General features: G+C 72.8%; 16 protein-coding genes and 1 riboswitch. Of the genes, 8 read left to right on the top strand and 8 right to left on the bottom strand.

All coding sequences use genetic code 11. The annotated features are described in order from the left end of the window. Position 1: 1 nt before the first annotated feature. Positions 2-2,191, bottom strand: coding sequence for a TonB-dependent receptor (locus tag F6X53_RS06410; protein WP_150998443.1), 2,190 nt, complete (start codon positions 2,189-2,191; stop codon positions 2-4). Between the two features lie 186 nt (positions 2,192-2,377). Between F6X53_RS06410 and F6X53_RS33615 the strand changes: the two genes are divergently transcribed. The 4 genes from F6X53_RS33615 to F6X53_RS06395 all read left to right on the top strand — a co-directional run bounded on the left by F6X53_RS33615 (position 2,378) and on the right by F6X53_RS06395 (position 4,627). Further along, complete coding sequence (locus F6X53_RS33615) at positions 2,378-2,500, top strand: hypothetical protein (protein WP_280526003.1); 123 nt, start codon at positions 2,378-2,380, stop codon at positions 2,498-2,500. Beyond that, a riboswitch (cobalamin riboswitch) is annotated at positions 2,495-2,690 on the bottom strand. Its footprint overlaps the gene before it by 6 nt. A gap of 177 nt (positions 2,691-2,867) precedes the next feature. Further along, positions 2,868-3,077: a hypothetical protein gene (locus F6X53_RS06405; protein ID WP_150998440.1), complete on the top strand. Its 210-nt coding sequence runs from the start codon at positions 2,868-2,870 to the stop codon at positions 3,075-3,077. 265 nt (positions 3,078-3,342) lie between these two features. After that, the gene (locus F6X53_RS06400) at positions 3,343-3,999 is read left to right on the top strand and encodes a DUF2147 domain-containing protein (protein WP_150998438.1); all 657 of its coding nucleotides are present in this window, start codon (positions 3,343-3,345) and stop codon (positions 3,997-3,999) included. A gap of 196 nt (positions 4,000-4,195) precedes the next feature. Continuing rightward, complete coding sequence (locus tag F6X53_RS06395; protein ID WP_150998435.1) at positions 4,196-4,627, top strand: GFA family protein; 432 nt, start codon at positions 4,196-4,198, stop codon at positions 4,625-4,627. A gap of 459 nt (positions 4,628-5,086) precedes the next feature. Here the strand turns inward: F6X53_RS06395 and F6X53_RS06385 are convergent, their stop codons facing one another. Beyond that, entirely contained in the window at positions 5,087-6,313 is a 1,227-nt protein-coding gene (locus tag F6X53_RS06385; protein WP_150998429.1) for a serine hydrolase domain-containing protein, read from the bottom strand. A 105-nt stretch (positions 6,314-6,418) separates the two neighbouring features. Next, complete coding sequence (locus F6X53_RS06380) at positions 6,419-6,913, bottom strand: DUF427 domain-containing protein (protein ID WP_150998426.1); 495 nt, start codon at positions 6,911-6,913, stop codon at positions 6,419-6,421. Between the two features lie 161 nt (positions 6,914-7,074). On the opposite strand from F6X53_RS06380, the gene otsB reads away from it, so the two are divergent. Both otsB and F6X53_RS06370 read left to right on the top strand, forming a co-directional pair. Further along, positions 7,075-7,830 carry a trehalose-phosphatase gene (gene otsB, locus F6X53_RS06375; RefSeq protein ID WP_238298038.1) on the top strand — a complete coding sequence of 252 codons (756 nt, stop codon included), beginning with the start codon at positions 7,075-7,077 and terminating at the stop codon, positions 7,828-7,830. A gap of 91 nt (positions 7,831-7,921) precedes the next feature. Then, positions 7,922-8,920: a glucokinase gene (locus tag F6X53_RS06370; RefSeq protein WP_150998421.1), complete on the top strand. Its 999-nt coding sequence runs from the start codon at positions 7,922-7,924 to the stop codon at positions 8,918-8,920. A gap of 18 nt (positions 8,921-8,938) precedes the next feature. Here the strand turns inward: F6X53_RS06370 and F6X53_RS06365 are convergent, their stop codons facing one another. Then, positions 8,939-10,429 (bottom strand): MFS transporter, encoded by a 1,491-nt coding sequence (locus tag F6X53_RS06365; RefSeq protein WP_150998418.1) that lies wholly within the window; start codon positions 10,427-10,429, stop codon positions 8,939-8,941. A 113-nt stretch (positions 10,430-10,542) separates the two neighbouring features. Between F6X53_RS06365 and F6X53_RS06360 the strand changes: the two genes are divergently transcribed. Continuing rightward, a complete protein-coding gene (locus F6X53_RS06360) occupies positions 10,543-10,818 on the top strand; it encodes a hypothetical protein (RefSeq protein ID WP_150998415.1) in 276 nt (91 codons plus the stop codon). Between the two features lie 153 nt (positions 10,819-10,971). On the opposite strand, the gene F6X53_RS06355 is transcribed toward F6X53_RS06360, so the two are convergent. From F6X53_RS06355 to F6X53_RS06340, 4 genes are all read right to left on the bottom strand, one after another. Next, a complete protein-coding gene (locus tag F6X53_RS06355) occupies positions 10,972-12,108 on the bottom strand; it encodes an ABC transporter permease (RefSeq protein WP_150998413.1) in 1,137 nt (378 codons plus the stop codon). Positions 12,109-12,202: 94 nt separating this feature from the next. Continuing rightward, entirely contained in the window at positions 12,203-13,126 is a 924-nt protein-coding gene (locus F6X53_RS06350) for an ABC transporter permease (RefSeq protein ID WP_150998410.1), read from the bottom strand. Between the two features lie 94 nt (positions 13,127-13,220). Then, the gene (locus tag F6X53_RS06345) at positions 13,221-14,822 is read right to left on the bottom strand and encodes a peptide ABC transporter substrate-binding protein (RefSeq protein ID WP_244965531.1); all 1,602 of its coding nucleotides are present in this window, start codon (positions 14,820-14,822) and stop codon (positions 13,221-13,223) included. 4 nt (positions 14,823-14,826) lie between these two features. Next, positions 14,827-15,261 carry a GlcG/HbpS family heme-binding protein gene (locus F6X53_RS06340; protein WP_150998404.1) on the bottom strand — a complete coding sequence of 145 codons (435 nt, stop codon included), beginning with the start codon at positions 15,259-15,261 and terminating at the stop codon, positions 14,827-14,829. Positions 15,262-15,386: 125 nt separating this feature from the next. Here F6X53_RS06340 and F6X53_RS06335 point away from each other — a divergent pair, with 125 nt between their 5' ends. Further along, positions 15,387-16,481: a hypothetical protein gene (locus F6X53_RS06335; RefSeq protein WP_150998402.1), complete on the top strand. Its 1,095-nt coding sequence runs from the start codon at positions 15,387-15,389 to the stop codon at positions 16,479-16,481. Positions 16,482-16,486 lie beyond the last annotated feature (5 nt).

The raw sequence follows: 16,486 nt of genomic DNA, 5'->3' as shown, positions 1-16,486 counted from the left end.
CTCAGAACGCCGTCGTGAAGGCGACCTCGAAGGAGCGCGGGCGTCCGAGGAGCCAGTTGGTGCCGACCCCGTCCACGGCGTTGCCGCTGACGGCGTAGACCGTGTCGAGGAGGTTGTAGACGCGCAGCGACAGGCGCGAGCCCGGGCCGACCTGATGGTCGAGGCCGAGATGCACGAGGGCGTAATCCGGCCGCCGGGCGGTGTTGCCGAAATCGCTGAAGGTCTCGCCGACATACTGCACCCCGACCCGCGCCTCCCAGGCGGGCAGGAAGGCGTAGTTGAGCCAGAGATTGGCGACGCGCTCGGGCACGTCGATGGGCTGGCGCCCGGCGTAGGAGATGACCGCTCCGTTCACGCTCTGGTTGAAGTCGTCGTACTGGGCATGGAGCAGCGCGAGGTTCGCGTCGATGCGCCAGGCCGGCGTGACCTGGAACGAGAGCGCGGCCTCGAACCCTTGCGAGGATTGCCGGCCGACCTGCGTGGCGACGCCGGGCTGGCCCGGCACGTTCGAGACCAGGTTGTCCTTGACGATGCGGTAGCCCGCGAGCGTCCACTCGGCGAGGCCGTCCCAGAACAGGCCCTTGGCGCCGATTTCGACCTGCCGGCCGGTGGAGAGCTGAAAGCCGGCCAGGCTCTGCGACAGCGTGATGAGGCTGCCGACCGGGTCCACCGCGGTGGCATATTGGGCGTAGAGGGCGGTCTCGGGCGTCGGGTTGTAGACCGCGCCGAAGCGGTAGCTCACCGCCGTGAAGGTCCGCTCGAAGGCGCTGCCGCTGATCAGGTCGGTGCGCTGCAGGCTCGGCACGTCGTAGCGCACGCCCGCGAGCAGCGAGAGCCGGTCGGACAGGATCAGCCGGTCCTCGGCGAAGACCGAGGCCTGGCGGGTCTGGGTCGCGTATTTCGGCAGGGTCCCGGCGAGGTTGAGGAAGGAGCCCGGATCATACGCGAGGGGATTGACGCTGGTCTCCCCGCCATAGGGCGAATTGTTGGTGTGGCGGAACGCGATGGCGTTGACGTCGAAGCCCGCCAGGAACGCGTTGCGGAAACCCAGGACCTCGCCCTTGAAGGCCGCGTCGAAGCGATTCCCGATCTGCTCCTGCTGGTGGTAGATCTCGATGTAGTCGGAGCGGTCGACGAGGCCGGTCTGGCGGTTGAAGGCGTATTGCTCGACGTCGCGCCAGTGGCGCCGGCTCTGCAGCCGGTAGGCCGTGTTGCGGATCGTGATGTCGGCGGTGGGCGTCCACTCGGCCTTGAGCTGGGTCCAGTTGTCGGTCCAGGTGATCTTCGCGTCGCGCACGTTGTAGTTGTTGAAGCGCAGACGATCGAGAATGCGGCCCTCGACCAGGGGCGTGCCCCAGTAGCGGGCGGGCTCCTGGTAGCCGAGGTCGTGGCTCAGGGTGATGTCGAGGTCCGGCGTCGCCCGGAGCATCACGGCGCCCGAGACCGCGAGATTGCGAAAATCGCCCTCGGGCGTCATCCAGCCGCCGGCCCGGTTGCCGCTGACGTTCAGCCGATAGGCCAGCGACTCGCCGATCGGCCCGCCGGAATCGACCGCGAGCCGCGCCACCCCGTCCGAGCCGAGCACGGCGCGCGCCTCGTTGAGGGGCACGAAGACCGGCTTCTTCGTCACGACATTGATCACGCCCCCGATGGCCCCGTCCCCGTAGAGCACGGAGGCCGGCCCGCGCAGCACCTCGATCCGCTCGATGTTCCAGGTGTCGAACGGAAAGGTGACGGTGCCGGCGCCGACATAGAGCCGGGTGCCGTCATAGAGCTGCTGGATCGAGTTCGGGCCGGCGAAGCCCCGGGCCGTGAAGGCGCCGTTGCCGTTGCCGGGCGACGCGATGGTGGTGATGCCGGTGGCATTCTGGGTCACCGCCTCCACCATGGTGTTCTGGCCGCGCAGGCGCGCGGTCTCGCCCGCGATCACGTCGACGCTGGCCGGCGTCTCGAGGGGCGTCAGGCCGAGGCGGCTGGCGCCCCGGTCGGGGGTGCGCAGGTTGAGGCCGGCCGGCGCGAGGCCGGAGCCCGCGACCGAGAGGGTGTCGAGGGTGACGCCGGAGGCCGGGCCATCCTGTGCGCGGGTCTCCGAGCGGGCCTCGGCGAGGCAGCCTGTGGCGAGCAGGAGGGTGAGGGCGCGCGCGCGCGCGCGCCGGCCGAGGGGCCGGCGGGAGGGGATTGGGAGCGACATGGCGGGTTCGGGATCGACTTTCGGGGCGCGGCCGCCGCTCCCTGACCTAGCGCGAATGTAACAATGTTACAATCGCGATCGCGCCGATCGGTCCGGCCCGGTCCGGGCGCGCCGCGGCCGGCCGCGCGAGGCGGCACGGCGCGGGGGTGCGCGGAAGCGGGCAGGGGCCTGGCGGCGGGGGAGGTCATGGAACGGGCGGAACGCGCTCGGCTGTGGCACGTCACCGCGAACGAGGCCGCCCGGCATGCCGGTCCCGGCATGCGGATCGACACCCGTCAGGACACCCCGCCCGACGCGCTTCGCGTGTGACCACGGCTGACGGCAGGTCTCCTGGCTCACGGGTCGCTGCCCCTCATCGTCTTCCCAGGCCGATCCGCCCAGTGACGTGTTGATGGAGGCTCGCCGCTCACAGTTGCGGGGGCAGCCGCGGCATCGGCGCAAGCGCCCCACCGCGTTCCCTTTTGATCCTCGATGAGGAACCGTCCGGCGCAAGCTAAGCCGTACGGGCCCGCCGCGTCAACGTTCGGCGGGCCGGCCACGCGCGCAAATGCGGGGATGACGGGAACCGGCCGGCGCGGACGCGCATTGACGCTTCATTGGAGTTGTTCTAATTAAGAACTGTACGGAATCAACGGGTCCCCGGGGGCCCGCAGCCATCCAGACGGAGATTAGACCCATGGCCACCTCCCACAACGCCGCCTGCCAGAGCTGCCGCTTCTTCGACGATCACAAGCTGAACGGCGCCGCCTCGGCGGGCGATGAGGGCCTCTGCCGCTTCAACCCGCCGGTGAGCCAGCCGGCGCCCGAGTCCAAGGGCCTGTGGCCGGTGGTCGCCGCGCAGGATTGGTGCGGTCACTTCACCGCCGAGATGACCGCCGCCGAGTAAGGCTCAGGCCGCCGGCCTTAAGGCGGCGATGCGGGGAGGGGGCCGGCGCGCGAGCGCCGGCCCCTTCGCGTTCCGGGATCGGGCGCGGCGCCGGCGCCGGGAGCGTACAGGCGCGGTCTGACGGTCGGATTGGCCCGGCGTCGACACGCCTCGGTCATGATCCGGTCACCTTCGCGGACGATGGCGGGGCTTCGACAAGGGGCACGCGCTCTCGGGTGCCGTCTCGGCAACCGCGCGGCGGGCTCGGTGCGATGGGAGTTCTCGTATGACGTTTCGACGGATCGGCGCCGCTGGCGGACGCGTGGCCGCGCCGCTCTTCGCCCTCGCGGCCCTGACCGGGCTCGCCCAGGCGGCCGCGCCGGCAGACCCGAGCGGCACCTGGCTGACGGAGGACGGGCGCGCCCGCATCCGCGTCGAGAAGTGCGGCCCGCAGGAGAAGAACGTCTGCGGCTACGTGGTCTGGCTCAAGGTTCCGCTGAACGACAAGGGCCAGCCCCGCATCGACTTCAAGAATCCCGACCCGAAGAAGCAGACCCGGCCGTCGCTCGGCCACCAGCTCATCATGGGCCTGAAGCCGAACGCCGATGCCCGTTACGAGGGCAAGATCTACAACGCCGACGAGGGCAAGTTCTACGACGTGACGATCTGGACCGAGCAGCCGACGGAGCTCTCGATCCGCGGCTGCATGCTGGCGATCCTGTGCGGCTCGCAGACCTGGTCCCGCGTCACCGACCAGGCGCTCGGCCAGCTCACCGGCCCGACGAACGGACCGGGCGGCCCCCGCGCCGATGCCGAGTGGGCTCCCAAGCCCGCCGCCTCGGCCGGCGCCAATCCGGGCACCACCGGCACCGCGGCCCAGGCCGCCAAGCCCGCCCCGAAGCCGGCCCCGAAGGCGGCCGCCCCGGCGGCCCCCGCCGAGTAGGCTGCGGCGCCCGGGCGCGCGGCCCGCGCCACTGGCGCGGCGCGCGCGCAATCCGGCGAGACGCCATCCTGGCGGCCTGATATGCCTTGGCCCTGCGGCCCCGCGCGGCCTCCCGATGCCCGGCCTGCGGGGCGGTCAGGGGACGCGACGGGCCCGGGTCCGATCAGGATGTGCGGGATGATGACATTTGCCTGAGATGCCCAGGAACGCGCCGCCGCCCTACCGGGGCGGCTGCCTCTGCGGGGCGGTCCGCTACGTCGCCACCGTCCCGACGCTCGGCGCCCGCATCTGCCATTGCGCCACCTGCCGCGGCGCCATGGCGGCGCCGTACCTCGCCCAGGCGCAGTTCCCGCGCCGCGCCGTGCGCTGGGAGGGCACGACGGCGCGCTGGCGCTCCTCGGAGCGCTTGTTCCGGCATTTCTGCCCGCGCTGCGGCACCCGCCTGTTCCTCGAGCCGCGCGACGCCCCGCGCCTCGGCATCCCGCTCGCCACCCTCGACGATCCGAACGCGATCCAGCCCGAGATGCATGTCTGGATCAGCGAGGCCTTGCCCTGGGGCCTCGGCCCCGACGACCTGCCCCGCTACCCGCAGGGCTCGCCGCTGCCCTACCGGATCGCAGCGACCTAGAGCCGCGCCCGATCGCGTTGCAACGGGCTGGAAAACAGGCAGCCCCGGTCCGGTTCGGCGCGACGGACCCCCTCTCCCGTGCGGGAGAGGGTTGGGGTGAGGGGTGCGCGTTGTCCGGAGAAGTCGCACCCCTCACCCGTTCCGCTATCGCGGATCCGACCACTCTCGGACGGGAGAGGTGGGGCACAGCGTCATTCCAGGGCTCCGTTTCGCGGTCTCGGGATGACGGCGCGGGCAGCGCGGCGGCCCCCCTCTCCCGTGCGGGAGAGGGTTGGGGTGAGGGATGAGCGCCTTCAGGATGGAGCATGCGGTCGTATCGCCGACTGGGCGCCGATCGGGCGCACCTCGTTCTGAACGGTCTCGACCCTCACCCTGTCCCTCTCCCGCACGGGAGAGGGGATCCGCGCCCGCTTCGGCACGGGCGCGGCCGACGGTCCCGGGCGCCGGAGGGCCGCCCCCTCAATCCACCAGGGCCGCGTAGGTGAGGACCCGCAATTCCCGGCGGATCGGCAGGGCCGAGGAGGGGACGAGCTGGGTCAGCAGGACCACCGCCATGTCCTCGGCCGGATCGATCCAGAAGGCGGTGCTGGCCACCCCGCCCCAGGCGACCTCGCCGGGGGAGCCGAGGATCTGGGCGCGGGCGGGGTCGAGCATCACCGAGAAGCCGAGGCCGAAGCCGATTCCCGTATAGGAGGATTCGGCAAAGCGCGGCGTGCCCATGCTGGCGAGGTCGCCGCCCAGATGGTTGGCGAGCATCAGCGCGACGGTCTTGCGGCCGAGGAGCCGAGTGCCGTCGAGGGCGCCGCCCCCGAGGATGAAGCAGCAGAAGCGCAGGTAATCGGCCGCCGTCGAGACGAGGCCGCCGCCGCCCGACGCGATGGCGGGGGGCCGGGCATAGGGCGTGTCGACGCAATCGTCGTAGAGCTTCAGGCTGCGGTCGCGGAACAGGGTGTAGTTTGCGGCCAGGCGCGGCAGCTTCTCGGGGGGCACGAAGAAGTCGGTATCGACCATACCGAGGGGCGCGATGATCCGGGTGCGCAGGAAATCGGCGAAATCCTGGCCCGAGACCACCGCCACGAGATGGCCGAGGACGTCCGTGGCGACGCTGTAGTTCCACTGCGCCCCGGGCTGGGACAGGAGCGGGAGCCTGGCCACGCGCCCGACCACCTCGGCGAGGCTGGCATCGGGCAGGTGGAAATCGACGCCGTTGCGCCGGTAGAGCTCGTCGACGAGGGTCGCCTCCATGAAGCCGTAGGTGAGGCCGGAGGTGTGGGTGAGGAGGTCCCGGATGGTGATGGGGCGGCGGGCCGGCTCGCTGTCGAACTTGATCCGGTTGCCCCCGGTGAGCACCCGCATCTCGCTAAATTCCGGCAGGAAGCGCGCCACCGGGTCGTCGAGCTGGAAGCGGCCCTCCTCGAAGAGCATCATCACGGCCACCGAGGTCAGCGGCTTCGTCATCGAGTAGATGCGGGTGATCGTGTCGAGGGTGAAGGGCGTGCCGCGGGCGAGGTCGGCGCGGCCCTCTGCCCGCGCATAGGCGGTCCGGCCCCGGCGCGAGACCGTGACCGAGAGCCCCGCGAGCTTGCCCTCGGCCACGAGCCGCTCCATCCAGCCGTCGATGCGCCCGAGCCGCTCGGGGCAGAGCCCCACCGCGCGTGGGTCGAGATCCTGGCCCCTGTCCGTCATGCCGTGCATCCGCGCCCGCTCCGTCGATCGTGAAGGGATCGACAAGGGGTTTAGCGGGGGCGCGCGCCGCCGCCAAACCGGGGCGGGTTCCCCCCGCCCGGCGGCTCACCAGCCCATGCTGCCGGGGCCGCCCTTGAACGGGCCGAGGCAGGCCGGCGTGATCCAGCCGCCGTAGAAGCCGCCGGGCTGGGGCTCGGCCCGGATGTCGCCGACGAGGCAGGCCTCCATCGGCCCGGCATAGAAGGCGAGGTAGCCGGCGATCGCCGTGAAGGCCGGCGTCGGATTCGGGTAGGCCCAGGCGGCGCCCGCCGCCGTGCGGCCGCCCGCGCGCAGGTCGAACAGCACGGCGCGGCCCTTCCACTCGCAAGTTCCGGCGCGCCGCGGAGGCCCGAGCACGCCGGCGGCAACGTCCCCGGGCGGAAAATAGTAGGTCGGCGGGTGGCTCGTCTCCAGGACCCGGAAGCCCGCGAGCGTGTCCGCGATGGTCTCTCCGCCGAAGATCACCCGCAGGCGCTCGGCGACCGGCGCGAGGCGGGGCGGGCGCGGGTAATCCCAGACGCTCTCCTGGCCGGGACCGGGGATGAGGGGAACCGGGCGCATGGGAAGTCCTTGGGATGTCCTTCGGGAGTTCGGCCGTGCGGGCCCGGGGTCGCGGAGGCTTATCCGGGGTCGCGGACGCTTGCCCGGAAAGGTAGGGCAGGGCGTTTGCCCCTGCGGCGCGGCGTGCTAGCGCAGGCCCCGTCTCACGAATGGAGGCCCGCGTGACCGGCCCGAGCGACTACGCCCTCTTCCTCGATTTCGACGGCACCCTGGTGGAGATCGCGCCGCGGCCCGACCAGGTGCGGGTCGCCCCCGAACTCGCCCCGGCGCTGGAGCGGCTGCGCGGGCGCCTCGGCGGGGCGCTCGCCGTCGTGACCGGGCGGCCGGTCGCGGTGATCGACGAGTTCCTGGCGCCCGCCCGCTTCGACGTGGCGGGCCTGCACGGGGTCGAGCTGCGGGTCGACGGGTTCCAGGCGGGCGGGCGGCCGGAGGACCATCCGTCGCTGCGCGCCCGGGTCGGACAGCTTCAGGCGCTGGTGGCCGATCTCGACGCGGTGCTGATCGAGGACAAGGGCGCCTCCGTGGCGGTGCATTGGCGCCTCGCGACCCCCTCGGATGCCGCGCGGGCCGAGGCCGCCGTCCGGGCGGTCGCGGCGGAGCTTGCCGGAGAGTACCGGCTGCAGCTCGGCAAGGCGGTGGGGGAGATCGTGCCGGCCGCGGCCACCAAGGGCCACGCCATCCGGGCGCTGATGCAGCGCCCCCCCTATGCGGGCCGGCGCGCGGTCTTCCTCGGCGACGACCGCACGGACGAACTCGCCTTCGAGGCCGTCAACCAGGACGGGGGCCTGAGCATCCGGGTCGGCCCGGGCGAGACGGTGGCGCCGCGCCGCCTGTCCGATCCGGAGGCGGTGCGGACATTGCTCTACGCCTGGGCCGAGACGGGCGCCTTCGACCCCTCCGCCCTCCCGCCGGCGTGATCGCCCGGGGCCTCCCCGCCCCGGAACGCTCGCGCTAGGATGCGGGCCGGCCGAGGGCCGGCACAGCCGGCGCAGGAGGGACGTCTCGCGCATGATCGAATTCCCGGTTCTCGTCGGCGACATCGGCGGCACCAATGCCCGCTTCGCCCTCGTGGAAGCGAAGGGCGCGGCCCCGCGCCTGCTCTCGCACGAGGCGACGGCCGGCCATCCCGACCCGTCGAGCGCGGTCCGGGCGGCGCTGGCCAAGGGCGGCGGGCCGGCGCCGCGCTCGGCGATCCTGGCCATCGCGGGCCGCGTCGACGGGCCGGAGGTGCAGCTCACCAACGCCCATTGGGTGATCGCGGGGGCCCGGCTCGGCGCGGATTTCGGCCTGTCCTCGGCGGTGGTGGTCAACGATTACGTGCCGGTGGCGGCGGGGGCGGCCGGCCTCGCCCCGGACGACCTGACGCCGATCGGCCCCTGCCACACGGCCAAGGGCGGCGCCCGCCTCGTCCTCGGGCCCGGCACCGGCTTCGGGGCGGCCGCGCTGGTGCCCTATTCGGACCGCCTCGCCATCGTGTCGACGGAGGCCGGGCACACCGATTTCGGCCCGATCGATGCCGACGAGGAGGCGCTCTGGCACGCCCTCGAGCGGGTCGAGGGCCGGGTCACCGTGGAGACGCTGCTCTCGGGGCCGGGCCTTGCCCGCATCCACGCGGCGGTCCGTCAGGTGCGCACCGGCGCGCAGGGCGACAAGCTCGATCCCGCCGCCATCACCCAGGCCGGGCTCGCGGCGGACGATCCGCACGCGGCGGAGGCGCTCGCGCTGTTCGCGCGCCTGCTCGGGCGGGTCTGCGGCGACCTCGCGCTCACCTTCCTGGCCACCGGCGGCGTCTATATCGGGGGCGGCATCGCGCCCCGGATCGTGCGGGTGCTGGAGGCCGGGCCGTTCCGGGCCGCCTTCGAGCGCAAGGCGCCCTTCGCCACGATGATGCGCGACATCCCGACCAGCGTCATCGCGGTCCACGACCCGGCGCTCACCGGGCTCGCGGCGCTGGCGAGCGAGGCCGAGACCTTCGTGTATCACGGGCAGGTCTGGCGGGCGCCGTAAGGGGCGCCCACCCCCCACTCACGCCGCCGCCAGCGGCTTCGAGACCGCCTCGAGCGACTTGCCCTCGGCCGCGGTGCCGTAGAGGCCGCCGACCACGGCCGCCACCGCCATGAGGGCCGCCCCGATCAGGTAGCCGACCAGCACGTAGCCGCGCGAGCCGCTCTCCACCAGGCTGCCGAACAGGAGCGGCCCCGAGACGCCGCCGATGCCGGTGCCGATGGCGTAGAAGACCGCGATCGCGAGCGCCCGGATCTCCAGCGGGAAGGTCTCGGCCACCGTCAGGTAGGCCGAGGAGGCGGCCGCCGAGGCGAAGAAGAACACCACCATCCAGACCGCCGTCTGCCCGACGGGCCCGAACATTCCGATCTGGAACAGGTATCCGGCGCCCGCGAGCAGCACCGCCGAGATGCCGTAGGTGGCCGCGATCATGGGGCGGCGGCCCACCGTGTCGAACAGGCGCCCGAGCACCAGCGGCCCCAGGAACGAGCCGAGGGCGAAGGGCAGCAGATACCAGCCGACATGGTCGCCCGGCACCCCGTAGAAGCGCTCCAGCACCAGCGCGTAGGTGAAGAACAGGGCATTGTAGAAGAACGCCTGGGCGATCATCAGGGCGAGGCCCACGAAGGTCTGGCGCCGGCTGGTGTGGAACATCGCGCCGAACACCTCGGAGAGCGGGGTGTGGCTGCGGGTCTTGAGGCGCAGGCGCTTGCTCTCGTCCGGGGGCGGCAGGGTGATGCCCTCGTCGGTGAAGCGCTTCTCGATGCCCGTCACCACCCGGTCCGCCTCGGCCACGTAGCCGTGGGTCACGAGCCAGCGCGGGCTCTCGGGAATCCAGGTGCGCAGGAGCAGGATCACCAGGCCGATGCCGCCGCCGACGAAGAAGGCGATGCGCCAGCCCCAGGCGGGGTCGATCAGCCCTGGGCGCAACGCCACGATCGACAGGAAGGAGCCGAGCGCCGCCCCGATCCAGAACGAGCCGTTGATGACGAGGTCGGTCCAGCCGCGCACGCGGGCCGGCACCAGTTCCTGGATGGTCGAGTTGATGGCCGTGTACTCGCCGCCGATCCCCGCGCCGGTGAGGAAGCGGAACAGGCAGAAGCTGTAGATATTCCAGGACAAGCCCGTCGCGGCGGTGGCCGCGAGGTAGAGGGCCAGCGTGATGAAGAACAGCTTCTTGCGCCCGATCCGGTCGGTGAGCCAGCCGAAGCCGAGCGCCCCCGTCACGGCGCCGACGAGGTAGGAGCTCGCCGCGAGCCCGACATCGAATTCGGAGAACGACATCGGCGGCTGCCGCAGGGCGCCCACGAGGGAGCCGGCGAGCGTCACCTCGAGCCCGTCGAGCACCCAGGTGATGCCGAGTGCCACGATGACGAGGACGTGGAAGCGCCCCCAGGGCAGCCGGTCGAGGCGGGCGGAGATGTCGGTGTCCACCACCGTTCCCATGGGCACGCGCTCGGGCGTCTTCGCGGCACGCGTCGCGTCCGGGGCCGTCTCGGCTCTGCTCACCATCGATCGTTTACCCTCCGCAAAGACTTCTGTTGGCGGGCAGGCGCGAATCGTCCGGAGCCGGACAAGCCTTCACCCGAGCGAGGTCATCTAGGGCGCTCAAACGGCTGCGCCCCATGAAACCTGCCCTGAACCTCTCGGCCCGGATCGCGATCCTCGGCCTCACCGCCCTCCTCAGCCTCGCCGCCGCCCCGACGCAGGGCGCCGACGCGACCCTCGCGCGGGAGCGCAAGCCCGTGTCGCTGACCGGATCGGAATGGTGGGCGCTGCGCCCGGCCCAGATCGGCCTCGCGGTCCCGGCCCCGCCGCGCGCCGCCCCGCCGGCGAGCCCGACCCCCGCCCCGCCCCGCGCCGTCCGGATGGTCTATCCGGCCCTGGTCCAGGCGCGCTGAGGGCCGGCGTTTTTCTCGCGCGCGCCTGCGGACAGGCCCGCGGATAAGCTCCTGTTCAGCCTCGGAGGCCGATCCGACCTGCCGTTGACTTGAACGCGTGAGCCAAGCTGCGCGCCCTCGGAAAAACCGGCGCCTCAGGCCGCGCCGCGCGCCTCAGGCCGCGCCGCGCGGATCGAGCGCGTCCGCGAGACCGTCGCCCAAAATGTTCAGGGCCATCAGGGTGGCGACCAGGAAGCAGGCCGGGCCGGCGAGCATCCCGGGCGCCGATTCGATCGCGCGGGCGCCTTCCGCGATCAGGACGCCCCAGCTCGTCTGCGGCTCCTGCACGCCGAGGCCCAGGAAGGACAGGAAGCTTTCCAGCAGGATGACCCGGGGCACCAGCAGCGTCGCCGCCACCGTGATGGGCCCCAGCGTGTTCGGGACAATGTGGCGGCGCAGGATCGCCAGCGTCGAGAGGCCGAGCGCCTCGGCGGCGCGCACGAAGTCGCGGCGGCGCAGGGCCAGGGTCTGGGCGCGCACGATGCGGGCCATGTCGAGCCACTCGACGGCCCCGATGGCGACGAGGATCAACGCGAGGCTGGCGCGGAAGAACACCACCAGCACCATCACGAAGAACACGAAGGGCAGGGCGTAGAGGATGTCGACGAGGCGCATCATCACGGCATCGGTCCGGCCGCCCAGGAACCCCGACACCGCCCCGTAGGCGACGCCGACGAGGAGCGCGACCGCCGTCGCCACGAGGCCGATCAGCAGGGAGACCCGACCCGCCACGAGGCTGCGCGTGAGGAGGTCGCGCCCGTGCACGTCGGTGCCGAGAAGGAAGTGCAGGCGCCGGATCGGCACCGCGATGACGAGGCGGGTCCCGTCCGGCGCGCGCTCGACCACGTGGGGCTCGCCGAACAGGTCGGAGCGGGGCAGGTAGACGAGGGAGCGCGTCGCGATCGGCCGCTCGGCCGCGAGCGTCAGGCGCAGGCGCCCGTCCTCGACGGCGTAGCCCTCCACCCGCGCCCGCATCCGGAAGGCGAGCCGCGCGAGGGCCGGGCCGAGCCGCTCCGGCCCCGGCTCGGCGGCGAAGCCCGGGGGCAGCTGGCGCAGGTCCGGATAGGCGCGCTCCGGCGCGTGCCCGGTGAGGAACGGCCCGACGAGGCAGGCAAGGGCCACGGCGACGAGCACGAAGAGAGCCGCGAGCGCGCCGCGATTGCGGGCGAGGCGCCGAAAGGCGAGGCGCCCGATGGCGAGCCGGCCCGGCGCGGCCCGGCGCGGCAGGGCCGCGGGCGCGATCCTGCTCATGCCCACCCTCGCCCGGTCGCGACGCGGGGGCGGAGCGCGCCCGCGCCGCTCACGCCCCGAATCCTCATGCCCCGAATCCTCATGCCCCGATTCCTCATGCCCCGAGCCTCAGGCGCGGGTCGAGGACGGCCGACAGGAGGTCGCCCGCGAGGTTGAGGAGGAGCACCAGCACGGCCACAAGGACCACGGTGCCCATCACCAGCGTGTAGTCGCGGTTCAGCGCCCCATCGACGAAGTAGCGGCCGATGCCGGGCAGGCCGAAGATGGTCTCGACCACTACGGAGCCCGTCAGCAGGGCGGCGGCCAGGGGCCCGAGGATCGCCACCACGGGCAGCAGCGCGCCCCGCAGGGCGTGGCGGGCCACGATCAGGGGCGGCACGCCCATGGCGCGCAGGGTGCGGATATGCGGGGCGCCGAGCGCCTCGGCCATCGCGGTGCGGGTGAGGCGCGCGATGGCGCCGACCTGGGGCAGCGCCAGGGTGATCACCGGCAGGATAAGGTGCGCGGGCGCGCCGCCCTCCCACCCGCTCAGGGGCAGCCAGCGCAGCGATAGCCCGAAGGCGATCTGAAGGAGCGGCGCCACCACGAAATTGGGCACCGACAGGCTGACGGAGGCCAGGACCCCGACGAGGCGGTCGATCAGGCCGCCGCGCCGGCTGGCCGCGAGAACGCCGAGCCCGATCCCGAGGCCGAGCGCGAGGGCGAGCGCGAGGGCGCCCAGCGTCATCGAGACCGGCAGGCCGCGGGCGAACAGGTCGGCGACGCTGAGATCGCGGAACGAGAAGGAGGGCCCGAGATCGCCCGTCGCCAGGGCCGCGAGATAGCGGGCGAACTGCACCGGCAGCGGCTGGTCGAGGCCGTAGACCCGGCGCAGGTTCTCCATCGCGGCCGGGGGCAGGGGCCGTTCCAGGTCGAAGGGCCCGCCCGGCGCGAGGCGCATCAGGAAGAAGCTGAGGGTGATCACCAGGAACAGGGTCGGCACGGCCTGGAGCAGGCGGCGCAGGGTGTAGGCGATCATCGGGCGCTCGGGACGCGGGTCGCGCCCGCCCGGTCATCCGGTGGCACCGTCCGCGGCCCCGGGGCGCGGGCCCCGCCCGCTCCGGCCCGGTCCCTCACGCGTCGAGCCTCAGGAAGCGCGTCGGGGCGGCGTTGCGCAGGTTCGGGCAATAGCCGTGAAGGCGGGGGGCGATCAGGGCCTTCGAGCGGTAATGCAGGAGCGGGATCCAGGGCAGGTCGTGCATCAGGATGGCCTCGGCCCGCGCCAGGAGGTCGGCCCGGCGGGCGAGGTCGCGCTCGGCCGCGGCCTCCCGGAGCAGGGCGTCGTAGGCGGGGTTGGCGTAGTGGCCCGCATTCATGCCGTCATTGCCGGTCACGAGCAGGAACAGGAAGTTCTGCGGGTCGGCGTAATCGGCGATCCAGGAGATCCGGGCCACGTCGAAATCGCCGCCGTCGCGCAGATAGGCGAAGTGGGTCTTGGCATCGGTGTAGACGAAGCGGGTCTCGATGCCGAGGCCGCGCCACATCTCTGCGATGGCCACCGCGGTGTTGCGGTTGTTGTCCGTGGTGTTGAAGCGGTACTCGACGCTGAGCGGGCGCCCCTTCGGCCCGAACCCGGCCTCGGCCAGGAGACGCAGGGCCTCGGCCTCGTTGTCGATCGGCAGCGCCTCGCGGCCGGTCGTCTCCGGGGGCGTGCCGTAATGGTCGAGGCCCGGCGGGCAGAGGGCGTAGGCCGGCGCCATGGTGGAGCCCCAGACCGCGTCGGCCAGAAATTCCCGGTCGATGGCGAGCGAGAGGGCGCGCCGCACCCGGGCATCCGAGAAGGGGGCCTTGCGGGTGTTGACCGCGAGGGCGGCGACGCCGAGCGCCGGCCCGAGCACGACCTGATCGCCGAAGCGGGCCTTCAGCGCCGCCATCTGGTCGCCCGGCAGGTCGGCCAGCGAATCGACCTCGCCGGCCGCGAAGCGCCGCACCGCGCTGGCGAGGTCCGGCGTCGGGATGAAGGCGACGCGGGGGATCGCGACGCGCGCCGCGTCGTGGAAGCGCGGGTTGCGCTCCAGGGTGATGCGGTCGTTGGGCACCAGCCCGGCGAGGATGTAGGGCCCGTTCGAGATCAGGCGGCCCGGCCGGGTGAAGCCGTCGCCATGGGCCTCGACCGAGGGCGGGTGCACGGGAATCGAGGTCTGGTGGGTGAGGAGTTCGAGGAGGTAGGGCGTCGGCCCCTCGAGCGTGATCACCAGGGTGCGGGGATCGGGGGCGGCGACGCCGAGTTCCTCGGGCGGGCGCTCGCCCCGGTTCACCGCCGCCGCGCCGCGCAGGGGATAGAGCACCTCGGCGTATTTCGCCGCCGTCGCGGGCGCCAGGATGCGGCGGAGCGAGAACACGAAATCCTGCGCCGTGACGGGATCGCCGTTCGACCAGGCCCCGTCCGCCCGCAGGCGGAACGTGTAGGTCAGCCCATCCTCGGAGACCGACCAGCTCTCGGCCGCCCCCGGGATGATGGCGCCCCGGTTGTCGTAGGTGAGGAGCCCCTCGTAGAGGTCGCGCAGGATATGGGCCTCGGCCACCGTCGAGGATTTGTGCGGGTCGAGGGTCTCCGGGTCGGCGTCGTTGCCGCGCCGGTAGAGGCCGGGTTCGCCGGCGGCCCGCGCCGGCAGGCTGAGGCCGGCCGCGAGCGCGGCGGCGCCCGCGAGGCAATCCCTGCGGCGCGGCTGCACGGGCTCAGGCGCCGGTCTCGGCGGCAAAGCCCGCCGCCGCGATGCCCGCCACCGCGCAGGTCTCGTCATTGTCCGAGGTGTCGCCCGAGATCCCGACCGCGCCGAGGATCGCGGCGCCGTCGCGGATCAGCACGCCCCCCGGCACCGGCACCAGGGCGGCGGGGCCGACGAGATGGCTGACGGCCGCCACGAAATGCGGCTGCTCCTCGGCCCGCTTGGCGATGGCCCGGGAGCCGAGGCCGAGCGCCAGGGCCCCGTTGGCCTTGCCGAGCGCGATCTCGGCGCGGCGGAGCGAGGTGCCGTCCTCGACCTGGACACATTTGAGAGACCCGCGGGCGTCATAGACCACCACCGCGAGCGGCTTGAGGCCGCGGGCGCGGGCCGTCTCCAGGGCGGTCGTCACGATGGTGCGGGCGGCGGCGAGGGTCAGTTCGGGCATCTCGGATCTCGGATGGCGGGCGGCCTCGCCCTTTACGGGCATCATCGTCTAAGAACACGCCCAGATTGTATCAGGACAAGTCGGGCCAGCGGGGGATCATGCGCCGGGGGATCATCCATATCGGAATGCCGAGGACGGGGTCCACCTCGCTTCAGGCCGTGCTGACGAACCTCCGGCCGCGGCTCGGCGCCGTCGGGCTCCATTATCCGGCGCTCGCCCCGCCCGGCAGCCCGGACGGATCGGACGTGAACCACCAGCCCCTCGGCGAGGCCCTCGACGGCCGCCGCCCGGCCCGCGAGCGGGCGGCCAGCCTCGCGCGCCTGTCCGGGGTTCTGGCCTCGACCCGGGCCGAGACCGTGATCCTGTCGTACGAGGATTTCGCGGTTCAGAAGCCAGAGCTCGGAATTCCGCAAATCGTGCATGATTTGTTCCAGGCCCACGGCTTCCGGATGGAGGTCGCGATCGTGGTCAAGCCGCAATTCGAGCAGCTCAACTCCGCCTATGCCCACCTGGCCCAGCTGGTGCGCGAGACCCGCACCTTCCGAGATTTCGCCCGCCAGACCTGGCGCTCCGGCCGCTTCGACTACGCCGCCCTGATCGAGCCCTGGCGCCGCGCCGCCGATGGCCGCGTCACCGCGATCCCCCTGCGGGATGTCCGCTCGGAGGCCCCGCTCCTGGGGCGGATCGTCCGCGATCTCGGCCTCGAGGACCGCCTCGGACCCCTGATGAGCGCGGAAGCCGAGCGCCTCGTCACCAACCGCAGCCCCGGCCCGATCGCCGTCGAGGCGGCGCGCCGCCTGCGCCGCCTCCGGGTCCACACCCAGTTTCGCGGTCATTCCCGCCATATCGGCCACGTCCTCGACAACGCCGCCTGGGGCCGGGGCCTCGATCCCGAGCCGTTTCGGGGCGACGCGCCCGACCTGCGCAGCCGGATCGAGGCCCATGCCGCCCTGTCGAACGAGCGCTTCGCCCGCGCGCTCTGGGGCGCGCCCTGGGGCAGCGTCGTCAAGCCGGCTCCGGCGCGCCCGCCTAACGAATTGGCGGGACAGGCGATTTCACCCGAGACCGAGGCCCAGATCGAGTCCCTGATGGCCGAGACGATCGCCCATTTCGGCTTCCGCACCCCCGCGCCCTGGCAGCGCATCCCCGCCGATCTCGCCGAGGCCGCGGCCGACCATCTCGCGCGCCTGACCGGCTATAGCCGCTGGCGGGTGCCTTGATTTTG

The organism is Methylobacterium soli (assembly GCF_008806385.1).
Classification (GTDB): Bacteria; Pseudomonadota; Alphaproteobacteria; order Rhizobiales; family Beijerinckiaceae; genus Methylobacterium; species Methylobacterium soli.
Note: the sequence above shows the minus strand (reverse complement) of the source record. Positions and strands in the feature narration are given on the sequence as shown.

What these genes read in the sequence shown, in the direction of transcription:
- F6X53_RS06410 (WP_150998443.1), bottom strand. Translation starts at nt 2,191, where the DNA reads ATGTCGCTCCCAATCCCCTCCCGCCGGCCCCTCGGCCGGCGCGCGCGC.
- F6X53_RS33615 (WP_280526003.1), top strand. Translation starts at nt 2,378, where the DNA reads ATGGAACGGGCGGAACGCGCTCGGCTGTGGCACGTCACCGCGAACGAG.
- F6X53_RS06405 (WP_150998440.1), top strand. Translation starts at nt 2,868, where the DNA reads ATGGCCACCTCCCACAACGCCGCCTGCCAGAGCTGCCGCTTCTTCGAC.
- F6X53_RS06400 (WP_150998438.1), top strand. Translation starts at nt 3,343, where the DNA reads ATGACGTTTCGACGGATCGGCGCCGCTGGCGGACGCGTGGCCGCGCCG.
- F6X53_RS06395 (WP_150998435.1), top strand. Translation starts at nt 4,196, where the DNA reads ATGCCCAGGAACGCGCCGCCGCCCTACCGGGGCGGCTGCCTCTGCGGG.
- F6X53_RS06385 (WP_150998429.1), bottom strand. Translation starts at nt 6,313, where the DNA reads ATGACGGACAGGGGCCAGGATCTCGACCCACGCGCGGTGGGGCTCTGC.
- F6X53_RS06380 (WP_150998426.1), bottom strand. Translation starts at nt 6,913, where the DNA reads ATGCGCCCGGTTCCCCTCATCCCCGGTCCCGGCCAGGAGAGCGTCTGG.
- F6X53_RS06370 (WP_150998421.1), top strand. Translation starts at nt 7,922, where the DNA reads ATGATCGAATTCCCGGTTCTCGTCGGCGACATCGGCGGCACCAATGCC.
- F6X53_RS06365 (WP_150998418.1), bottom strand. Translation starts at nt 10,429, where the DNA reads ATGGTGAGCAGAGCCGAGACGGCCCCGGACGCGACGCGTGCCGCGAAG.
- F6X53_RS06360 (WP_150998415.1), top strand. Translation starts at nt 10,543, where the DNA reads ATGAAACCTGCCCTGAACCTCTCGGCCCGGATCGCGATCCTCGGCCTC.
- F6X53_RS06355 (WP_150998413.1), bottom strand. Translation starts at nt 12,108, where the DNA reads ATGAGCAGGATCGCGCCCGCGGCCCTGCCGCGCCGGGCCGCGCCGGGC.
- F6X53_RS06350 (WP_150998410.1), bottom strand. Translation starts at nt 13,126, where the DNA reads ATGATCGCCTACACCCTGCGCCGCCTGCTCCAGGCCGTGCCGACCCTG.
- F6X53_RS06340 (WP_150998404.1), bottom strand. Translation starts at nt 15,261, where the DNA reads ATGCCCGAACTGACCCTCGCCGCCGCCCGCACCATCGTGACGACCGCC.
- F6X53_RS06335 (WP_150998402.1), top strand. Translation starts at nt 15,387, where the DNA reads ATGCCGAGGACGGGGTCCACCTCGCTTCAGGCCGTGCTGACGAACCTC.